This window comes from Campylobacter sp. FU_497 (assembly GCF_025772425.1).
GTDB classification, from domain to species: Bacteria; Campylobacterota; Campylobacteria; order Campylobacterales; family Campylobacteraceae; genus Campylobacter_D; species Campylobacter_D lari_C.
Window position 1 is genome coordinate 1 of sequence record NZ_JAKMSC010000024.1, and the last position, 18,226, is coordinate 18,226.

The 18,226-nt window shown below is 29.3% G+C and carries 18 protein-coding genes and 1 pseudogene; 10 read left to right on the plus strand and 9 right to left on the minus strand.

Going from position 1 to position 18,226, the window contains the following annotated elements:
* Positions 1 to 187: 187 nt before the first annotated feature.
* The 3 genes from L8W68_RS07730 to L8W68_RS07740 are packed head-to-tail and all read right to left on the minus strand — an operon-like array spanning position 188 to position 3,092.
* The gene (locus tag L8W68_RS07730; RefSeq protein ID WP_047208533.1) at positions 188 to 1,000 is read right to left on the minus strand and encodes a YihY/virulence factor BrkB family protein; all 813 of its coding nucleotides are present in this window, start codon (positions 998 to 1,000) and stop codon (positions 188 to 190) included.
* Positions 1,000 to 2,382 (minus strand): FAD-linked oxidase C-terminal domain-containing protein, encoded by a 1,383-nt coding sequence (locus tag L8W68_RS07735; protein ID WP_263675686.1) that lies wholly within the window; start codon positions 2,380 to 2,382, stop codon positions 1,000 to 1,002. Before L8W68_RS07735 ends, L8W68_RS07730 begins: the two co-directional genes overlap by 1 nt.
* Positions 2,382 to 3,092 carry a plasminogen-binding N-terminal domain-containing protein gene (locus L8W68_RS07740; protein ID WP_412175565.1) on the minus strand — a complete coding sequence of 237 codons (711 nt, stop codon included), beginning with the start codon at positions 3,090 to 3,092 and terminating at the stop codon, positions 2,382 to 2,384. The genes L8W68_RS07735 and L8W68_RS07740 overlap by 1 nt, the downstream gene beginning before the upstream one ends.
* Before the next feature lie 126 nt (positions 3,093 to 3,218).
* Here L8W68_RS07740 and L8W68_RS07745 point away from each other — a divergent pair, with 126 nt between their 5' ends.
* From L8W68_RS07745 to tpx, 3 genes are read left to right on the plus strand one after another with little or no spacing between them, the layout of a single operon-like run.
* Positions 3,219 to 4,376: a peptidoglycan DD-metalloendopeptidase family protein gene (locus tag L8W68_RS07745; RefSeq protein WP_263675688.1), complete on the plus strand. Its 1,158-nt coding sequence runs from the start codon at positions 3,219 to 3,221 to the stop codon at positions 4,374 to 4,376.
* Position 4,377: 1 nt separating this feature from the next.
* Positions 4,378 to 5,721, plus strand: coding sequence for a magnesium transporter (gene mgtE, locus L8W68_RS07750; RefSeq protein ID WP_412175562.1), 1,344 nt, complete (start codon positions 4,378 to 4,380; stop codon positions 5,719 to 5,721).
* 11 nt (positions 5,722 to 5,732) lie between these two features.
* On the plus strand, positions 5,733 to 6,251 hold the full coding sequence (gene tpx / locus L8W68_RS07755; protein WP_263675690.1) for a thiol peroxidase: 519 nt from the start codon (positions 5,733 to 5,735) through the stop codon (positions 6,249 to 6,251).
* Here the strand turns inward: tpx and L8W68_RS07760 are convergent.
* The 6 genes from L8W68_RS07760 to waaF form a co-directional block, all read right to left on the minus strand.
* Positions 6,248 to 7,633 carry a replicative DNA helicase gene (locus L8W68_RS07760; protein WP_133319711.1) on the minus strand — a complete coding sequence of 462 codons (1,386 nt, stop codon included), beginning with the start codon at positions 7,631 to 7,633 and terminating at the stop codon, positions 6,248 to 6,250. The genes tpx and L8W68_RS07760 overlap by 4 nt on opposite strands.
* Positions 7,634 to 7,645: 12 nt before the next feature.
* Positions 7,646 to 8,548, minus strand: coding sequence for a cysteine synthase A (gene cysK / locus L8W68_RS07765; protein ID WP_263675691.1), 903 nt, complete (start codon positions 8,546 to 8,548; stop codon positions 7,646 to 7,648).
* 97 nt (positions 8,549 to 8,645) lie between these two features.
* Positions 8,646 to 8,948: an HU family DNA-binding protein gene (locus L8W68_RS07770; RefSeq protein WP_039619003.1), complete on the minus strand. Its 303-nt coding sequence runs from the start codon at positions 8,946 to 8,948 to the stop codon at positions 8,646 to 8,648.
* Positions 8,949 to 9,039: 91 nt separating this feature from the next.
* Positions 9,040 to 10,167 (minus strand): hypothetical protein, encoded by a 1,128-nt coding sequence (locus tag L8W68_RS07775; RefSeq protein WP_263675692.1) that lies wholly within the window; start codon positions 10,165 to 10,167, stop codon positions 9,040 to 9,042.
* Between the two features lie 8 nt (positions 10,168 to 10,175).
* Positions 10,176 to 11,678, minus strand: a complete 1,503-nt coding sequence (locus L8W68_RS07780) for an MBOAT family O-acyltransferase (protein WP_263675693.1) — start codon at positions 11,676 to 11,678, stop codon at positions 10,176 to 10,178.
* Positions 11,679 to 12,599 (minus strand): lipopolysaccharide heptosyltransferase II, encoded by a 921-nt coding sequence (gene waaF, locus L8W68_RS07785; protein ID WP_263675694.1) that lies wholly within the window; start codon positions 12,597 to 12,599, stop codon positions 11,679 to 11,681. It lies immediately after the preceding gene.
* 52 nt (positions 12,600 to 12,651) lie between these two features.
* Between waaF and L8W68_RS07790 the strand changes: the two genes are divergently transcribed.
* From L8W68_RS07790 to L8W68_RS07815, 7 genes and pseudogenes are all read left to right on the plus strand, one after another.
* Positions 12,652 to 13,275: a glycosyltransferase family 2 protein gene (locus L8W68_RS07790; RefSeq protein ID WP_412175563.1), complete on the plus strand. Its 624-nt coding sequence runs from the start codon at positions 12,652 to 12,654 to the stop codon at positions 13,273 to 13,275.
* Positions 13,232 to 13,486, plus strand: coding sequence for a hypothetical protein (locus L8W68_RS08290; protein WP_412175564.1), 255 nt, complete (start codon positions 13,232 to 13,234; stop codon positions 13,484 to 13,486). The genes L8W68_RS07790 and L8W68_RS08290 overlap by 44 nt, the downstream gene beginning before the upstream one ends.
* Positions 13,458 to 14,825 (plus strand): mannose-1-phosphate guanylyltransferase/mannose-6-phosphate isomerase, encoded by a 1,368-nt coding sequence (locus tag L8W68_RS07795; protein ID WP_263675695.1) that lies wholly within the window; start codon positions 13,458 to 13,460, stop codon positions 14,823 to 14,825. The genes L8W68_RS08290 and L8W68_RS07795 overlap by 29 nt, the downstream gene beginning before the upstream one ends.
* Positions 14,826 to 15,965, plus strand: a complete 1,140-nt coding sequence (gmd, locus tag L8W68_RS07800) for a GDP-mannose 4,6-dehydratase (RefSeq protein WP_263675696.1) — start codon at positions 14,826 to 14,828, stop codon at positions 15,963 to 15,965.
* Positions 15,966 to 15,991: 26 nt separating this feature from the next.
* Positions 15,992 to 16,744 carry an FkbM family methyltransferase gene (locus L8W68_RS07805; protein WP_263675697.1) on the plus strand — a complete coding sequence of 251 codons (753 nt, stop codon included), beginning with the start codon at positions 15,992 to 15,994 and terminating at the stop codon, positions 16,742 to 16,744.
* Positions 16,741 to 17,781, plus strand: a complete 1,041-nt coding sequence (locus tag L8W68_RS07810) for a GDP-L-fucose synthase family protein (RefSeq protein ID WP_263675698.1) — start codon at positions 16,741 to 16,743, stop codon at positions 17,779 to 17,781. The genes L8W68_RS07805 and L8W68_RS07810 overlap by 4 nt, the downstream gene beginning before the upstream one ends.
* Positions 17,778 to 18,226: pseudogene (locus tag L8W68_RS07815) on the plus strand (acyl carrier protein); the annotation flags it as partial. The gene L8W68_RS07810 and the pseudogene L8W68_RS07815, both read left to right, overlap by 4 nt.

Here is an 18,226-nt window from a genome sequence, read left to right on the forward strand (position 1 = left end):
AAGCTTAGCCTTTATAATATTTTATCCTTTGGTTTTAATCTTGCATATTTTTTCTTATGGAAATTTATTAGATTTATATTTAATGCATTTTTTTGAGTTTAAAATGCATGCGATTAATCTATCAATACCTTTTGTGTTTTATTGTATTTATTTAATTTTATCTTTAATCGCTATATTTAATAAATACTTAGCTCTTTTTATAATTTCTCTTGGGCTTATTCCCTTTATTTTCTTGATTTAAAAGCAAATAAGCCTTTAATCCCAAAAGATAAATAATCCAAGAAATATAAATCCACAAAAAGAAAAATAATATTACAGAAAAAGAACCATATACATTTAAATAAGTTTTATTATATACAGCATAATACACAAAAATCATCTTAGAAATATACCAAATCACAGAAGCGCCAAAAGAACTAATAAGTAAGGTTTTTAAATCACCTTTTTTGCTTACTGAACTTGAATAAGATACAAAAAATAAAGCCCATATAATCACATAAGGTAAAATCTCAAAAAAATTTAAAGCAATATTAAAATCATCTAAGGTTTTTTGTATAAAACCTGAAATATAAAAACTCACTCCAAGCCCAAGTGGGGTTAAGGTTGCTAAAGTCCAATAAGAACTTATACTGTGCCAAAGACTTTTAGAATCTTCTTCCAAAAGCTTATTAATCACATAATCATAACCTGAAAAAAAAGCCAAAGAAGTCAAAGCCATAGCTAAAAGCCCTATAAGTCCTAAATTTACACTGTTTTTTAAAAAGGTATTGATATATTGTATGATTAATTCTTGTTGAGTTGGGATTAAAAAAGTAAAAATTAAATTTTTAATTCTTTCTTGATATATTTCAAAACTTGGAATTTGGGTAAAAACCCAAAAACACAAAAACAAAAGTGGTATTAAAGACAAGATAGTATAAAAACTCAAAGCCGCAGCATAATTTAAAATTTCTTTATCTCTTAAAGCTAAAAGAATTTTAAATAAGTTTTTAAAACTCATCAAAGTCCCATTTTGAAAGGATTGAGTATATTATTTGGATCAAATGCCTTTTTGATATTTCTCATTAAGTCCATTTCAGCTTCACTAAAAGCAAGCTTCATAAAAGGAGCTTTTGAAATTCCTATGCCATGCTCTCCACTTAAAGTCCCACCTAAAGAGACCGTAAGCTTAAACACCTCTTCCACGGCTTCATAGCCTTTTTTAACTAATTCAGGATTGTTTTTATCGCTTACCATTACATTAGTATGCACATTCCCATCGCCAGTATGACCAAAACAAGGGATTTTAAAACCATATTTTTTAGAAATTTCAGCTATGCCTTTTAAAAGCTCAGGTAGTTTTGAACGTGGCACTGTAATATCTTCATTAAGCTTTAAATTTCCATACATTGCTATGCTTTGAGAACAATTTCTTCTAGCAAACCAAATATCAGCTACTTCTTGCTCATCTTTTGCTATTTTAAACTCTCTTACGCCAGATTCATAAAAACTTTCTTGCAAGATTTTTAAATCTGCTTCCAAAGCCTCTTCTACATTACCATCTACATCAGCGATTAAAATCGCACCCGCATCCATAGGTAAACCTTTTTGGAATTTTTGCTCTAATGCTTGTATGCTTAATTGATCTAAAAATTCCATAGATACAGGGGTTACACCTTTAGCTAAAGTTTTATAAACTGCATTCATCGCTTCATCAATGCTGTTAAAAATCCCCATAGCTGTCTTTTTAAACTTTGGCAAAGCAACTAGTTTTAATGTAATCTCACTAAGTACAGCCAAAGATCCCTCGCTTGCTATTAAAATTCCAGTTAGATTGTAGCCTGCTACATCTTTTATGGTTTTTTTGCCTGCTCTAATAATTTCTCCATTAGGTAAAACTGCTCTTAAGGCCATTACATAATCTTTAGTTATACCATACTTAGCAGCCCTCATACCCCCTGCATTTTCGCTTACATTTCCCCCTAAAGAAGAATACTCCATACTAGCAGGATCAGGTGGATAAAATAAACCATATTCTTTTACTTTTTCTTGCAAAGCCATATTTATCACACCAGGCTGTACCACTGCGACTAAATTTTCAAGATCAATTTCTAAAATTTTATTCATATGTTTTTCAAAGCTTAACACCACTCCACCGTTAACAGCTAAGCTTCCACCGGTAAATCCACTACCTGAGCCCCTAGGAATGACGATGATTTTATTTTCATTGCAATATTTTAGAATTTGACTAATATCATTTTCATCTCTTGGAAAAAGCACCCCATCAGGCAGATAATGCTTTTTAGTAGCATCATAACTATACGCTCTTTTATGGATAGGATCAAAATGCGCATTTTCAACCCCTAAAAGATCTTGAAAGAATTTTTGATGAATTTCTTGCATTATTTTTCTCTAGTTAAGCTAATTAGTTTTTCATAATATACATAATAATTTCCAATAGCCTCATCATTTAAGCTAAAAATATCACTTTTATAACCTGTAATTCTTGAATAAAATGGAATTTGTAAACTTTGAGCTTGCGGTATGGCAAATTCTTCAATCTTACCAAAGTCTTGACAATCAACTATCTCAGCTTTATTTTCTAAAGCTACCACTAAAAGCCCAACAGCATTTTTTGAACAAAAAGATCTAAAATCTGATCTTCTTGGGGTTTGGCGGTATTCTTGTATCATATGAGCACCAAATAAATCAGGGTGTAAAAAATAAATTCCATTTAATTTTTGCGCTATAAAATCATACACACTTTTATCAGGAGCTATAATCAAAGCTCTATCGTATAAATAATTTAAAACTATTTTATCACCTACTTGCGGCAATACATTTGGCAAAGGCATAGCATCTTGAGCTAACATATCAAAAACTTTAAATTGTAATTTAACTAAGCCATTTTCACGTCCTATCACACTAGCTCTTGCAATGATAGATTTTTGTGTATCAATTTCATGTACAACTATACCACTTGAGTGCAATAAAATTCTAGGATCATCTTTTATATAACCATAAATATCATCTACTTTTTCAAGTTTTGTTTGTATTAAATCAAAATTTTTAGCTTGCAAAAATGCTAAAAAACAGCAAAGTATTAAGATAATTCTTGACAATTTATACTCCTTAAAAAGTGTAAAAAATAAATTATATTGTTTTTTCCTTACAAAATTGTAAGAAAAATTAAGTAAAATACAAATTTATGTTTAAATTTTAGAAGGCTTTAGATTATCATGAAAAAAATTTTCATATCTTTACTTATATCCATAAAACTTTTTGCTATTTCAAGTGTTGAAGAACTTTCTTGGGAAAATGGCAAAACCTTGCTTGATTTTTTACAAGATCATTCTATACCACTTAATTTATATTATAATCTTGACACCGAAGATAAAGAACTAAGCGCAGAAATCACAAGTGGTGTTAAATACCAAATGCTAAAAGATGAGCAAGGCGAGCTTGAGCAAGTTTTAATTCCAATCAGTGATGATTTACAAATTCATATTTACAAAAATAATGAAAACAAATTCGTATTAAGTTTTACTCCAATTTCTTACACTAAAGAAAAAAGAACCATTCGCGTAGCTATTAACAACTCAGCTTATCAAGATGTCTATGATGAAAGTGGTAGCGTAACCTTAGCAAGAGCCATGGTAAGAGCTTTTAAAAATAGTGTTAATTTTAAAAATGTCAGAAAAGGTGATAGTGTAGTATTAATTTATGAGCAAAAAAGAAGACTAGGAAGACTTTTTGGCGATATTAATATCCAAGCAGCTTTAGCTAACATTAGAGGTAAAGAATATTCTGTCTTTTTATATAAAGATTCTTATTACAATGCTCAAGGAAAAGAGCTTGAAAATTTCTTTTTAACCAAACCTGTCAAATATACAAGGATTTCAGATCGTTTTACTAGAGCAAGATACCATCCTATATTAAAACGCTATAGAGCACACCTAGGTATTGACTATGCAGCTCCAACGGGTACTCCAGTTAAAAGTGCAGGAGATGGAACGATTAGCTTTGTTGGGACAAAAGGTGGTTATGGTAAGGTTGTACAAGTAAAACACATGTCAGGCTATATGACTTTATATGCTCATCTTAGTCGCTTTGCAAAAATCAAACGCGGACAAAAAGTTAAGCAAGGACAAGTGATTGCTTATGTAGGCTCTACTGGTATGAGTACTGGACCACATTTGCATTTTGGACTTTATCTAAATAATAAAGCAATTAATCCTGAAACTATAGTTAAAATTCCAAAATCAAGCTTAAGTGGAAAAAACAAAGAAGAATTTTTAAAAATGGCAAAAGAGTATGAAAACCGCTTGCAAAGCATTGATGAAAATTATAAAAATCCACCAAAAGAACAAAATATAGAAAATTCTATGGAGCTTTGAGATGATGAATGATTTTTTAGAAGCACAAGAACTTTTAAAAAATACTTTCAAAGATCAAAGTACCTATGAAATCAATGAAGCCTTAAAAACTATTAAAAGGCATGATGAAGAGCTTTATTTAAAAACTCTTAAATCTTTTGATACTTACACACTTGCAAATGTAGCTACTATAACGCCTGAACATATCTTAGAAGATATTTTAGAAAACTTAAGCATTATAAAGATTGCAAAAGCAGTAGAAGAGCTTGAAAGTGATGATGCAACAGACTTAATTAAGCGTTTTGAAGAGCTAAATCCACAAAAAACTTTAGCCATTTTAAACCGCTTAAGCTCCGAAGATAAAGAAGAAATTTTACGCCTTAAAAATTATGATGAAAATACCGCTGGTGCTTATATGCAAACAGAAATTTTCACAGCCTCTATTAATGAAAGTATAGAAAAGGCCATTAAAAGATATAGAATTTTAAAACACTCAGGACAAGTGGATCAAATTTTTCAAGTTTATATCATAGATAATCAAGGAAAGCTTTGCAATGCTATCAACCTAAGCGATCTCTTACTTTGGGATTTTAAACTAAGTTTTGCAGATATTATTAAAAACAACAATGAAAAATATAAATGTTATAGCATTAAAGATCATGAAGATATACAAAAGGCTATTGATATAGTAGAAGATTATGATTTAAGTGTTTTGGCTGTTATAAATGATGATGGAGTGCTTTTGGGTAGAATTACTTATGATGATATTCATGATTTAATCCAAGAAAATGCAACAGAGCAAATTTATAATTTAGCCGGAGTTGATGCAGATGTTGAAGAAGAAAGTGCTTTTAAAGCAGCTAAAGCAAGAGCTTTTTGGCTCATGATTAATCTTACCACTTCATTAATCTCAGCTAATATCATCAGTCTTTTTTCAGGTGAAATAGAACAACTTGTAGCTCTAGCAGTACTTATGCCTATTGTAGCTTCCATGGGAGGTAACACAGGCTCACAAGCCTTAGCGGTAACAGTTAGAAAACTCTCACTCAATGAAGTAGAATTTAAAGATGCTAAAAAAGTTATATTAAGAGAGAGTGGAATTTCTTTATTAAATGGGCTTATATTTGCTAGCGTTATGAGTATTATAGCTTTTATATGGTTTAAAACAGCCCTTTTAGGACTTGTTATAGCCTTATCAATGCTAATTAATCTAGCCTTAGCCGGTTTTGTAGGCTCTTTTGTGCCATTAACTTTGAAAAAATTTAAAATTGATCCTGCGGTAGGTTCAAGTGTTGTGATTACTGCAATTACTGATGGTTTGGGTTTTTTCAGCTTTTTACTTTTAGCTAAGATGATTTTATTATAAAAAGGAAAATTGTGTCAAGCATTATATATAAAAAACAAAACATAAAACTCACAGGAAATCAACTACAAATTGGCGATAATGCTCCAAAAGTGACTTTAAAAACTAAAAATCTTGCCTCAGTAGAAATAGCACCACCTGGAAAAACTCAAATTTTACTAACTTTTCCTAGCTTAGACACTCAAGTATGTTCCAAACAAGCTAAAGAAACTAACAAAAGATTGGCATCTATAAAAAACATTGAAGTGATTGTTATTAGCATGGACTTACCTTTTGCTATGGATCGTTTTTGTGCTACTGAAGGGGTTGATGATATTATTGTAGCAAGCGATTTTGCTTTTAAAGATTTTGGCGCTAATTATGGAGTTTTAATAGGCGATAGTATATTTGCAGGATTACTAGCAAGAGCAGCCTTTGTGGTCAAAGATGGAAAAATAGTATACAAACAGCTCGTAAAAGAGCTGATGGGAAAAATCGATTTTAAAGATTTAGAGCTTTTTATGCATAAAAATTATGGTTACCCTTTGAATTAACCTTCAAAGTTTGTAACCACAAAATCTTCTTTTGGAGCTTCAATAAAGCATGATTTTTCTTTTAAAAAAAGCAAATCCACATGCCCTACAGGGCCATTTCTATTTTTACCTATAATAAGCTCAGCCTTTTCTTGCACAGGATTTGGCATAAATTTTCTCTCATAAGTTTTGCCTTCATTTTTAGCTTTATTTTCTCTTTCTTTTTCTTCTTGTTCTCTATAAACCTCATCTCTATATACAAATAAAATCGTATCTGCATCTTGTTCTATAGCACCACTTTCTCTTAAATCACTGAGCATAGGACGCTTATTTGCTCTACTTTCTAATGAACGATTAAGCTGTGAGAGTGCCACTACTGGCATATTTAATTCTCTTGCTAAAAGCTTTAAGCCTCTTGAAATTTCACTCACTTGTAAATGCCTATCATTAAAAGCTGAATTGCTCATCATAAGACCGATATAATCAACTACGCAAAGCTCAATACTCTCATCTTGAGCTTTAATTTTGCGTAAAATCGAACGAATATCAGCTATACTAGCATAACCACTATCATAAATATAAAGATTTTTTTGCGCATATTCATTACAAGCATCACCCACTCTACTCCACTCATCATCGTTTAAATCTGCGATTAGAATTTTTTGCAAAGGAATGGAAGTTTTTGCACTGATTAATCTTTGCATGATTTGCGTAGCAGGCATTTCTAGTGAAAACATTACAACACCTTTATTTTGCCTTAATGTTTTTTCTATAAAATTAAGACAAATTGTAGTTTTTCCCATACCAGGACGTGCAGCAATGATTACAAGATCGCCAGGTTTAAAGCCTTTTGTCATTTTATTAAGCTCACTAAAGCCTGTATCAAGTCCTAAAATGTCTTTATTTTCTGCTTCTTTTTGCTTTTTAAACTCATCCATAAGCTCAGACATAACCATAGTCATATCTTTAATACTATTACTATTTACACGGTTTGTAAGATTAAAAATCTCTTTGCCTATTTCATCTGAAATTTGAGAAATGCTTTTATCTTCATTAACCCTTGTAGGTATAGTATAAGCAAAATTTAAAAGTTGGCGTCTAATGGACTTTTCTCTTAATTCATAAGCGTATTTGCTCACATCTGCTATGGAAGTAGTAGCTAAAACTTCAGCTAAAATTTGCTCATCTACTTTTTTATGTTTTCTTATAAAACTTGCACTTATAGGCTCACCTGCATTCACACAAGCTAAAATAGCTTTATAAATATCTTGATGAGCTTTGAGCGAAAAATCATTAATTTCAATATCCGAAGAAACACTAAAAAAAGAATCTTCACTATATATACAAGAACTTAAAATCGCCCTTTCAAGATCTAAATCAAAATGCTCATTATTTTGACTCATACACACCCCTAATTATAAATTTGCAAATAAATCAGTTGACAAATATCGCTCGGCTGTATCATTTAACATAGTCAAGACTTTTTTATCAGGGTTTTCTAAAGCAATTTTTCTAGCCATATATACATTTGCCCCACTTGAAATTCCTGCCATTATGCCATTTTTACCAAGCTCTAAGGCTGTATTTATAGCATCTTCATTACTTACACAAACTACCTCATCTATGATTTTTTGATTTAAAATTTTAGGGATAAAATTTGCACCTATACCTTGAATTTTATGACTTGCAGCGGTATTTTGACTCAAAAGTGGCGAAGATGCGGGTTCTAAGGCTATGATTTTGATATTAGGATTGTGTTCTTTTAAAATTTCTCCTACCCCGCTAATAGTCCCACCTGTACCAAAACCTGCTAAAAAAATATCAAGATCGGGTAAAGCTTTTAAAATTTCTAAAGCAGTATTTTTTCTATGTGCGTTTTTGTTGTTGATATTTTCAAATTGACTTACCATAAACGAATTTGGAATTTCACTCAAAAGCTCATTAGCTCTATCAAGCGCTCCTTGCATGCCTTTACTTGCTTGAGTAAGCTCTAGCTTTGCACCAAAAAAACTCATCATTTTTCTACGCTCAACACTCATAGTCTCAGGCATAGCTATGATAAGTTTAAGCTTTAAGCTTGCACAAATCATTGCTAAAGCTATGCCGGTATTTCCACTTGTAGCTTCTATAATGGTTGTTTCTTGATTAATCTTACCTTCATTTAAAGCTTGTTTTATCATCTCCACAGCCGCTCTATCTTTTATAGAATGACTTGGATTAAAATACTCACATTTAGCATAAAGATTTGGAGCAAATTCTTTTAAAGAAATAATCGGGGTATTACCTATACAATCTAAGATATTATTATAAACTGACATTGTTTTCCTTACTAATTTTTTAAAAACAATATCAAAAGAAAATTAATACTTAACTACGAAGAAAAACGCAAAAGTTTTTTAACTTTTGCGCAAAGAATTATTTTTTAGCTTTTTTAGCAGTTTTAGCAGCAGCAACTGCGTCTTTAAGGTTTTTACCTACTTTAAATTTAGCAACTTTAGTAGCAGGTACTTTGATAGTAGCACCAGTGCTTGGTACTCTAGCTTCTCTAGCAGCTCTTTCAGCTACAGAAAATGTACCAAAACCGATAAAGCTAATGCTATCACCTTTAGCTAATACATCAGTAATAGTAGCGATTACTGCATCAGTAGCTGCAGTTGCATCTTTTTTAGTTAGCCCAGCAGTTTGAGCAACTTGAGAAATAAAATCTGCTTTAGTCATAAAAAGCTCCTTGATTAAAAATGATTGTTAAGTTTAACACATTTATCAAGCTTTTGCAAGAGGTTTTCATGCAAAAAAGCTTTTCTTAGCACTATTTATCTAAAATACCACTTGCTTTTATTTGCTCAATTAAAGGATTTAAATCATAATTTTTGATTTTTTCTTCCATGATTTTAAAATACTCATCCATATTTTCAGGCGTTAAAATATTTGTTTGGTTTTTAATAGCATCAAGTTGCATTGAATTCATATCTATATTATAGTGGTTTAAGTCTTTATAATTTGCAATATCATCTGCATAATCTAAATCATCAAATCCGTATATTTTAATATTTTCAAGTGTTTTTGACTTTAAAATAATATATTTTATCAAATCTAACCATTGTTGGTAATATTGAAAATCAACTTGTGCCATCTTGTGATAAACTCTAGAATAAGTTGGTAAGATTAAAGAAAACTGAATATTTGGATACATTTTAGCGTAGTTAAATATATAAATATCAATATGATTTTTTAAAACATTAAGATCTTTACTCGAATAATCATGTATGTAATTTCCATTATATAATTGCATAATTTTTTTAATATCCTCTCTAACACCCTCTTCTATATTTTTAACCCAATTTTCAATCCCTCCAAATTGTTTTTGCGCAATCGGACTTTTAATCCATTTTGGTAAATTTTCTAACTCAGTATCACCTCCAACACATTTTTTACTACTAGAAAATTTCAATGCACAAAAAATAAATTTTTTATTAAGATAAATTTTTAAATCATTATAGGTGTTTTGATCATATAAATAGCTAAAATTAGAAAAATTTTGAAATTTTACATCCATAATTGCAAATTCATCTAAAGATATTACTAAATGCTTAATAGTATGTTTTTGCAATATATAATCTAAAATAATCTTTCTTTGTTCAAAAGTGCTTCCACCTATTGATAAATTAATAAATTGCCCTCCAAGTTTAGAAGTTGCTTCAAAAGATGAAGTATTTTGAAGCATTGAAGTTCCAAAAATTATAGAATCAAATTTATTGTGATCAATTATACCTTTGGAGCTAATAGTTAAATCATTGTAATATGTTTTTTTTCTAAACCAAGGTTCATGATAAAGTTGCAATGGATCATACACATAAAGTAAAACTCCTAAAAACAATATAAAAGGCAAAGGTATTAATAAAGAATAAATTACAAATTTTTTATACGATTTAAACATTTTTATCCTTAGAAATTAAAATAAATAAATTCAGTATAAGGAACTACTCCTAAAGTTATCAAAGCTATATATAAAAAAAGCATGACTAATAAAGAATTTATATAACTAGCTTTAAAATTTTCAAGTTTTTCAATACTATTTTTAAACCCAATACATAAAATCATACAAATGATAATATAAATTAAAGTTTCATTACTACCACTAATTTGCGCTAAAGATTCTTTCATTCTATGCCATTTTATTGGTAAATCTACCCAAGTTAAACCAAACATAGCTTTTAAAAGATTTATAGCACCTTGAAGATTTTCGCTTCTAAAAAATATCCACGCAAGATTAATAAAATTAAAAGTTACAAACCATGCAAATATTTTATAAACAATATTTTCTTTAAATTTGGCATTTGGGGTTATAAAAGTATATATTCTATGAAGTACCATAGCTAGTCCATGCAACACTCCCCATATCACAAAACCCCATCCAGCTCCATGCCATACTCCACTTACAAAAGCCACTATAAAAAGATTTCTTAAATTTATAATCTTAGAAACCCTATTACCACCCAAAGGTATATATAAATAATCTTTTAAAAATTTACCTAATGTTATATGCCATCTTCTCCAAAAATCACTTATATTTAATGCTTTATAAGGAGAGTTAAAATTAATAGGAAGTTTTATACTAAAAAATAAAGCTATACCTATAGCCATATCACAATAGCCACTAAAATCAAAATAAAGCTGAAAAGTATAAGATAAAGAAGTTGCCCAAGCTTCAAAAATATTTAAAGTACCTCCATTTTCAACTATCTTAAACCCTGCATTAGCCCAAAGCGCAAAAGAATCAGCAATATATACTTTCTTAAATAAACCCATAGAAAATATAAATAATCCTTTAGCTATATTTTCCCAATTAATAAGAATAGAATTATTCCAAAGCATACTCTTAAATTGAGGCATCATTTCTTTATGATGTACTATTGGACCTGCTATAAGTTGAGGAAAAAATGTTATAAACAAAGCATAATCTAAAATATTTATTTTATATGTATTTTCACTTTTTAAACTTTCTATATTTGTTCTTTTATAACAATCTACTAAAAAAGCAATTTGTTGAAAAGTAAAAAAAGATATAGCTAAAGGTAGTAATATATGCGGCAAAGGAATATTAAAATCTAGTTGGACTATTTGAAAAAATACATTAAAATTTTCTAAAAGAAAATCAGTGTATTTAAAAAAAGCAAGTAAAGCTAAATTAAAAAACACACCACTATAAAATAATAGCTTTATCCTCCCCCTGTTAAGTAAAATTAAATTTGCAAGATAAAAATTCACACCCATAGAAAGCAATAAAATCAAAACATATTCAATCTTCCAAAAGGCATAAAAAAATAAACTTGCTAAGACTAAAAATAATTTTGCGCTTTGAATATGATTAAATTTTTTAAGCATATAAAATATAATTAAAACTATAGGTAAAAATATAAATATAAATTCATAAGAACTAAAAACCATTTATACTCCTGAAAAATTTTTTGCTAAATTTATTACCACATCAGGCTTTAAATCTTTCATACATTTATGATGTTTTAAAGGGCAGACCTTTTGCATACAAGGCATACAAGCTAAATTTAAATGTGCTATTTTAGCATTTTCTTGCCAAGGCGAGGTTTGACTAAATTTAGTAGAGCCAAAAACAGCCACCGTTTTCACCCCATAAGCTGCACCTATATGCATAGGACCACTATCGTTTGTGATGAGTAAATCAAGCATAGAAATATTTTTACATAAAGTATAAATGCTAGTTTTACCACAAAGATTTTTTACCCTTATGCCTTCTTTTAAAAGATAATGCTCAATTTCATCACAAATTTCTCTCTCACTTTCTACTCCAAAGATTAAAATTTGATGCGTGGAGCTAAATTCTTTTGCTACCCTTGCAAAATAGCTCGCTTCCCATCTTTTCGCACTTCCAAAATGCGCACCCGGGTTTATACCTAAAATTTTTTGAGTTGATTTTGCTTTTATAGGAAGCTTTAAAGCATTTGAAGTAGCTTTAAAATTTAAGGCTTTTTCTATGAAATTTAAGTATTTTAAGACTTGGTGTTCTTCTTTTAGAATATTTTTATCAAAATAAAATCTTTTTTTTGCTTTGATTAGATTTAAAATAATCTTGCTTGAAAATGCTGAGCGAAACGAAAAAGCTAGATCAAATTTACCAAGGTTTTTTCTAGCTTTTAAAATTTGTTTATATCTTTGCTTTTTATTTTCTACTAAAATTTGAGCATTTTCAAAATGTTTAAAAAGCTCTGTGCCCACAAAAGAACCATAAAAAGTAAATTTAGCTTGGGGGTATTTTTCTTTTATAACATAAATAGCCGCACTAGCCATTACTGCATCGCCAAGCCAAGTAGGAAGGTTGATAAAAATATTCATGATTTTCCTTAAAAATAAAAGCTATAATTATATCAAAAATTAAAGAGCTAAAATGAGTCAAATTTCCATCATACTGCCAACCTATAATGTAGAAAAATATATTGCTAGAGCATTAGAAACTTGTATAAATCAAACTTTTAAAGATATAGAAATCATTGTGGTAGATGATTGTGGAGATGATAAAAGTATAGATATAGCTAAAGAATATGCTAGCAAAGATAATAGAATAAAAATCATATACAATGAAGAGAATTTAGGAACCTTTGTTAGTAGAAATATAGGTGTATTAAATTCAAGTTCACCCTATATAATGTTTTTAGATCCTGATGATTATTTAGAGCTTAATGCTTGCGAGCTTGGGCTTGAAAAAATTAAAAATGTAGATATGGTAGTGTTTGATGCGTATGTACATAGGGTAAAATTTAAGAAATTTTATAGATTTAAACAAGATGAGCTTTTTAATAAAGATGATTTTTTAAATTTCTTACTCAATCAAAAGCATTTTTGTTGGAGTGTTTGGGCAAAAGTATATAGGAAAAATTTGATTTTAAAATGTTTTGAATATATTGATTTCAAAGAAAGGCTTTGCTATGGAGAGGATGTGCTTTTTAATTATATAAATTTTATGTTGAGTGAAAGTTTTTTTTATATCAAAAGAATGTATATACCGCTATGAATTTAACGAAAATGGTAGATATGAAAACAAAAATAAAGAAATTTTATGGCAAAATTACGAGCATAAAAAACAAAGTTTAAAATGCATTAAAAAATTAGCTAGTGTTTTTTCACATAAACATTTTAATGAAAAAATATTAGAAATCTTAGAGAAAGAAATTTTAGGGTTAGAGGGTAGAATAAATGACAAATATCCTTCTTTGCGGTGGTAGCGGTACAAGACTTTGGCCACTTAGTAGAACACTAATGCCAAAACAATTTTTGAAATTATTTGATGATAAATCTTTATTTGAGTTAGCTTTGCAAAGAAATTCCAAATTTTGCTCTAATACTTTAATAGTATGCAACGAAGAACAGTATTTCCTAGCTCTTGATCAAATTTCAAACACAAGTAAAACTAGATTTATTTTAGAACCACTAGCAAAAAATACCGCAGCAGCTATTACTTTAGCTTGCTTATCTTTATCTAAAGAAGAAATAGTTTTAATTACACCAAGTGATCATCTAATCAAAAACGAAAAAGTATATCAAGAAGCAATAGCTAAAGCTATAGAATTTGCAAATAATAATTATCTTGTCACTTTTGGTATAAAACCCGATAATCCGCATACTGGATATGGCTATATTAAATCCAAAAATACTTATGATGTTGAAGCTTTTATAGAAAAACCAAATTTTAAAAAAGCTAAAGAATTTTTAGAAGGTGGAAGTTATTTATGGAATTCTGGTATGTTTATGTTTAAAGTTAGTTTTTTCTTAGAGCAAATGCAAGCTTATTCAAAAGAAATATATGATTTTTGTTTAAAAGCGCATAAAAATGCTTTAATACAAAATGATTTTATCAAAATCAAATCAGCAGACATGGAGAAAATTCCAGAACTAAGCATAGATTATGCCTTGATGGAAAAATCAAACAAAGTAAAAGTGATACCTAGTGACATTTCTTGGAGTGATGTAGGAAGCTTTGAAAGCCTAGCTAAAGAGTTTAATAATGGTAATAATTATTCTAATGTTAATACCAAATTTTTAGATTCTAATAATATCTTTTGCTATGCAAGCGATCAAAAGAAATTTATAGCCACAATTGATCTTGATGATATATTTATCATAGATACTCAAGATGCACTTTTAATTAGTAAAAAATCGTCTTCTCAAAAAGTAAAGCAAATTTATGAAGCTATTCAAGAAAATGAAAATCTAAGTAAAAATCATCTTTGCACGCATAGACCTTGGGGGAGTTTTACTATACTTGAAGATGAAAAAGGATATAAAATCAAACGTATAGAAGTTAAACCTGGTAAAAGACTTTCTTTGCAAAAACATTTTCATAGAAACGAACACTGGATAGTTCTAAGTGGCACAGCAAGCGTAGAAATAGATGGAATGGAAAATTTAGTAAGACCTAATGAATCAATCTATATAAAAATGGGGCAAAAACATCGTTTAAGTAATTATGGCAAAATTCCTGTTGTAATTATAGAAGCTCAAGTGGGTGAATATACAGGTGAAGATGATATAGTAAGATTAGAAGATGATTATAAAAGGATATAAATGAAAAAAGTGGCATTAATAACTGGAGTTACTGGACAAGATGGTGCTTATTTGTCTGAATTTTTACTCAATAAAGGCTATGAAGTACATGGTATAAAAAGAAGATCTTCTTTATTTAATACAGATAGAATAGATCATTTATTTGAAGGTCATCATGGAAAAAATAATGATTTTTATTTACACTATGGTGATATGACTGATTCTATGAATTTAACTAGAATAATAGCCGAGATTAAACCTGATGAGATTTATAATCTTGCCGCTATGAGTCATGTGCATGTTAGCTTTGAGACACCTGAATACACAGCAAATGCTGATGGTATAGGTACGCTTAGAATACTTGATGCGGTGAGATTTTTAAATCTAACTCAAAAAACTAAAATTTATCAAGCCTCTACTTCAGAGCTTTTTGGAAAAGTGCAAGAAACCCCACAAAGTGAAAAAACTCCATTTTATCCAAGAAGTCCTTATGCGGTAGCAAAAATGTATGCATATTGGATTACGGTAAATTACAGAGAAGCTTACGATATGTTTGCATGTAATGGAATTTTATTTAATCATGAAAGTCCCGTTAGAGGAGAAACATTTGTAACTAGAAAAATCACCCGCGCGGCTGCAAAAATAGCTTTAAATTTAGATGATATAGTTTATCTTGGTAATTTAGATGCTAAAAGAGATTGGGGTCATGCAAAAGATTATGTAAAAATGATGTGGATGATACTTCAGCATGAAAAAGCTGATGATTGGGTTATAGCTACTGGAAAAACTACTACAGTGAGAGACTTTGTGAAGCTTGCCTTTGAATACTGTGGGATAAAATTAAATTTTAAAGGAAGCGGAGTGGATGAAGAAGGTTTTATAGAAGATTTTGATCAGCAAAGAGCTAAAGAGCTTTCTTTAAATTTTAATCATCTTCAAAAAGGTCAAGTAGTAGTAAAAGTAAATCCTAGATATTTTAGACCTACTGAAGTTGATTTGCTTTTGGGCGATCCTTCTAAAGCCGAAAAAGAACTAGGCTGGAATAGAGAATATAATCTTAAAAATTTAGTTGATGATATGATGGAAAGTGATTTAAAACTTATGAATAAAGATGTCTATCTTAAGCAAGGTGGATATAAAATAATGAGGTATTATGAATAATGAAATCGGAAAAATAAGGAGATAGTATGATAAATTGGATAAGTAAAAAATATCAAAGATTATTAAAAAGTATTATAAAAAAGAAAAACTTCCTTCTTTTTTATAAATTATATAAAAAAAGAGGATATTTTGGCTATAGTCTTAGTCAATACAACCAAGATTTATTTGTCAGAGCATATTACGCTAACAAGAAACCAAAAAAATCTTATTTTTTTATTGACATTGGTTCAAATGATGGTTATACTCTAAGCAATACCTATGCACTAGAACATGATAATATACAAAATTGGAGAGGAATACTAATAGAGGCAGATGAAAAAGTCTTTAAAAAAAGTATTGAATATAGACCCAATACAGATAAATACAATGTAGCTCTTTGCAATACTGATGGTGAGGTTCAATTTATGGCTATTAGGGGGGGGGCACAAATGCTTAGTGGAATTGTAGATGAATATTGCAAAGAACACCTTGAGAGAATCCACCGAGAAATCAAGCAAGATGGAGGATCTTACGAAATTATAAAAATTCAGGGAGCTAAATTTGAAACCATAATGAAGAATTACCCTCAAATTCAAGAAATTGATTATATGTCCATTGATGTTGAAGGTGGAGAGATGAAAATACTAGAAAGTATTGATTTTCAAAAATATAAAATTAACCTAATAGGTATAGAGGATAATTATCCGCAAACTTCTGGAATTAAGCAGTTTTTAACAAAAAAAGGATACAAAAAGATAGCTTCTATGGGTTGCGATACTTTTTTTGAAAGAATAAAATGAATAAAACATCCAAAATTTTCATAGCAGGTCATAAAGGTTTAGTTGGTTCAGCTATATTAAAAAATTTACAAGATAAAGGTTATAATAATTTAATTTATAAAGACAGAAAAGAACTTGATTTATTAAATCAACAAGCAGTAAAAAATTTTTTTGAAAAAGAAAACATAGAATATGTTTTCTTAGCAGCTGCAAAAGTAGGAGGTATATTAGCTAACAATACCTATAGAGCTGATTTTATTTATGAAAACCTTCAAATTCAAAACAATATCATTCATTATTCTTATCTAAATAAAGTAAAAAAATTACTATTTTTAGGTTCTACTTGTATTTATCCAAAAAATGCACCTCAACCTATGGATGAAGAAGTGCTTTTAACTAGCGAATTAGAATACACCAATGAACCTTATGCTATAGCTAAAATAGCTGGTATGAAAATGTGCGAAAGTTACAATTTGCAATACAACACCAATTTTATCAGTGTAATGCCTACAAATTTATATGGCAAAAATGACAATTTTAACCTTGAAACATCCCATGTTTTACCTGCATTACTTAGAAAAATATATCTAGCTAGACTTTTAAGCGAAGATAATATGCAAGAAGTTTTAAAAGACTTAAAGATACAAGATATCAATCAAGCTAAAAATTATTTAGAAAATTTTGGAATTTATAAAGATAAAGTTGAAATTTGGGGTAGTGGTCAAGCAAGAAGAGAATTTTTATATAATGAAGATATGGCCGATGCGTGTGTATTTATCATGGAAAATATAAATTTTAAAGATCTTATAAGCGATAAAAAAGAGATTAAAAATACCCATATAAACATAGGCACAGGAATAGATATAAGCATAAAAGAGCTTGCGTATCTTATAAAAGATATCGTAGGTTTTAAAGGGGAATTGTATTTTAATACTCAAAAACCTGATGGAACTATGATAAAACTAACCAATCCTAGCAAACTTCATAAACTAGGATGGAGACATAAAGTCTCTTTAGAAGAAGGGATTAAAAGCATGTTGGAGTGGTATAGGAAATGACAGCTTATGTACATATAGGAACACATAAAACAGGGACAACAAGCATTCAATTGTTTTTAAAAGAAAATATAGATTTATTGCAAAAGCAAGGAATTTATTGTCCGCAAAGTACAACTATGTGGAATAGAATTCAACATAGAATGTTAAAACCTATTTTAGAAGAATGTTTTAACAATAGAATTGATAGAAATTCTAATGAATTAATTTGCCACATCAAGACAGAACACTATCGACATGAAATTGATAATCTAAAAAATGAGATTAATTTAAATAAAAATAAAAAATTCTTATTTTCAGATGAAGGATTTTCTTGGTGGTTTGCTGATAAAGAAAAAGTCAAGCTTATTAAATTTTTTTTTAATGAACTCGGTTTTAAAAATATTGTAATCATTTTATATCTAAGAGAATTTCAAGATTTTTTCAATTCGCTTACTTCTGAAGATAT

Coding starts and splice junctions, on each gene's coding strand:
- L8W68_RS07730 (WP_047208533.1), bottom strand. CDS start 1,000: ATGAGTTTTAAAAACTTATTTAAAATTCTTTTAGCTTTAAGAGATAAA.
- L8W68_RS07735 (WP_263675686.1), bottom strand. CDS start 2,382: ATGCAAGAAATTCATCAAAAATTCTTTCAAGATCTTTTAGGGGTTGAA.
- L8W68_RS07745 (WP_263675688.1), top strand. CDS start 3,219: ATGAAAAAAATTTTCATATCTTTACTTATATCCATAAAACTTTTTGCT.
- mgtE (WP_412175562.1), top strand. CDS start 4,378: ATGATGAATGATTTTTTAGAAGCACAAGAACTTTTAAAAAATACTTTC.
- L8W68_RS07760 (WP_133319711.1), bottom strand. CDS start 7,633: ATGAGTCAAAATAATGAGCATTTTGATTTAGATCTTGAAAGGGCGATT.
- cysK (WP_263675691.1), bottom strand. CDS start 8,548: ATGTCAGTTTATAATAATATCTTAGATTGTATAGGTAATACCCCGATT.
- L8W68_RS07770 (WP_039619003.1), bottom strand. CDS start 8,948: ATGACTAAAGCAGATTTTATTTCTCAAGTTGCTCAAACTGCTGGGCTA.
- L8W68_RS07775 (WP_263675692.1), bottom strand. CDS start 10,167: ATGTTTAAATCGTATAAAAAATTTGTAATTTATTCTTTATTAATACCT.
- L8W68_RS07780 (WP_263675693.1), bottom strand. CDS start 11,678: ATGGTTTTTAGTTCTTATGAATTTATATTTATATTTTTACCTATAGTT.
- waaF (WP_263675694.1), bottom strand. CDS start 12,599: ATGAATATTTTTATCAACCTTCCTACTTGGCTTGGCGATGCAGTAATG.
- L8W68_RS07790 (WP_412175563.1), top strand. CDS start 12,652: ATGAGTCAAATTTCCATCATACTGCCAACCTATAATGTAGAAAAATAT.
- L8W68_RS07795 (WP_263675695.1), top strand. CDS start 13,458: ATGACAAATATCCTTCTTTGCGGTGGTAGCGGTACAAGACTTTGGCCA.
- gmd (WP_263675696.1), top strand. CDS start 14,826: ATGAAAAAAGTGGCATTAATAACTGGAGTTACTGGACAAGATGGTGCT.
- L8W68_RS07805 (WP_263675697.1), top strand. CDS start 15,992: ATGATAAATTGGATAAGTAAAAAATATCAAAGATTATTAAAAAGTATT.
- L8W68_RS07810 (WP_263675698.1), top strand. CDS start 16,741: ATGAATAAAACATCCAAAATTTTCATAGCAGGTCATAAAGGTTTAGTT.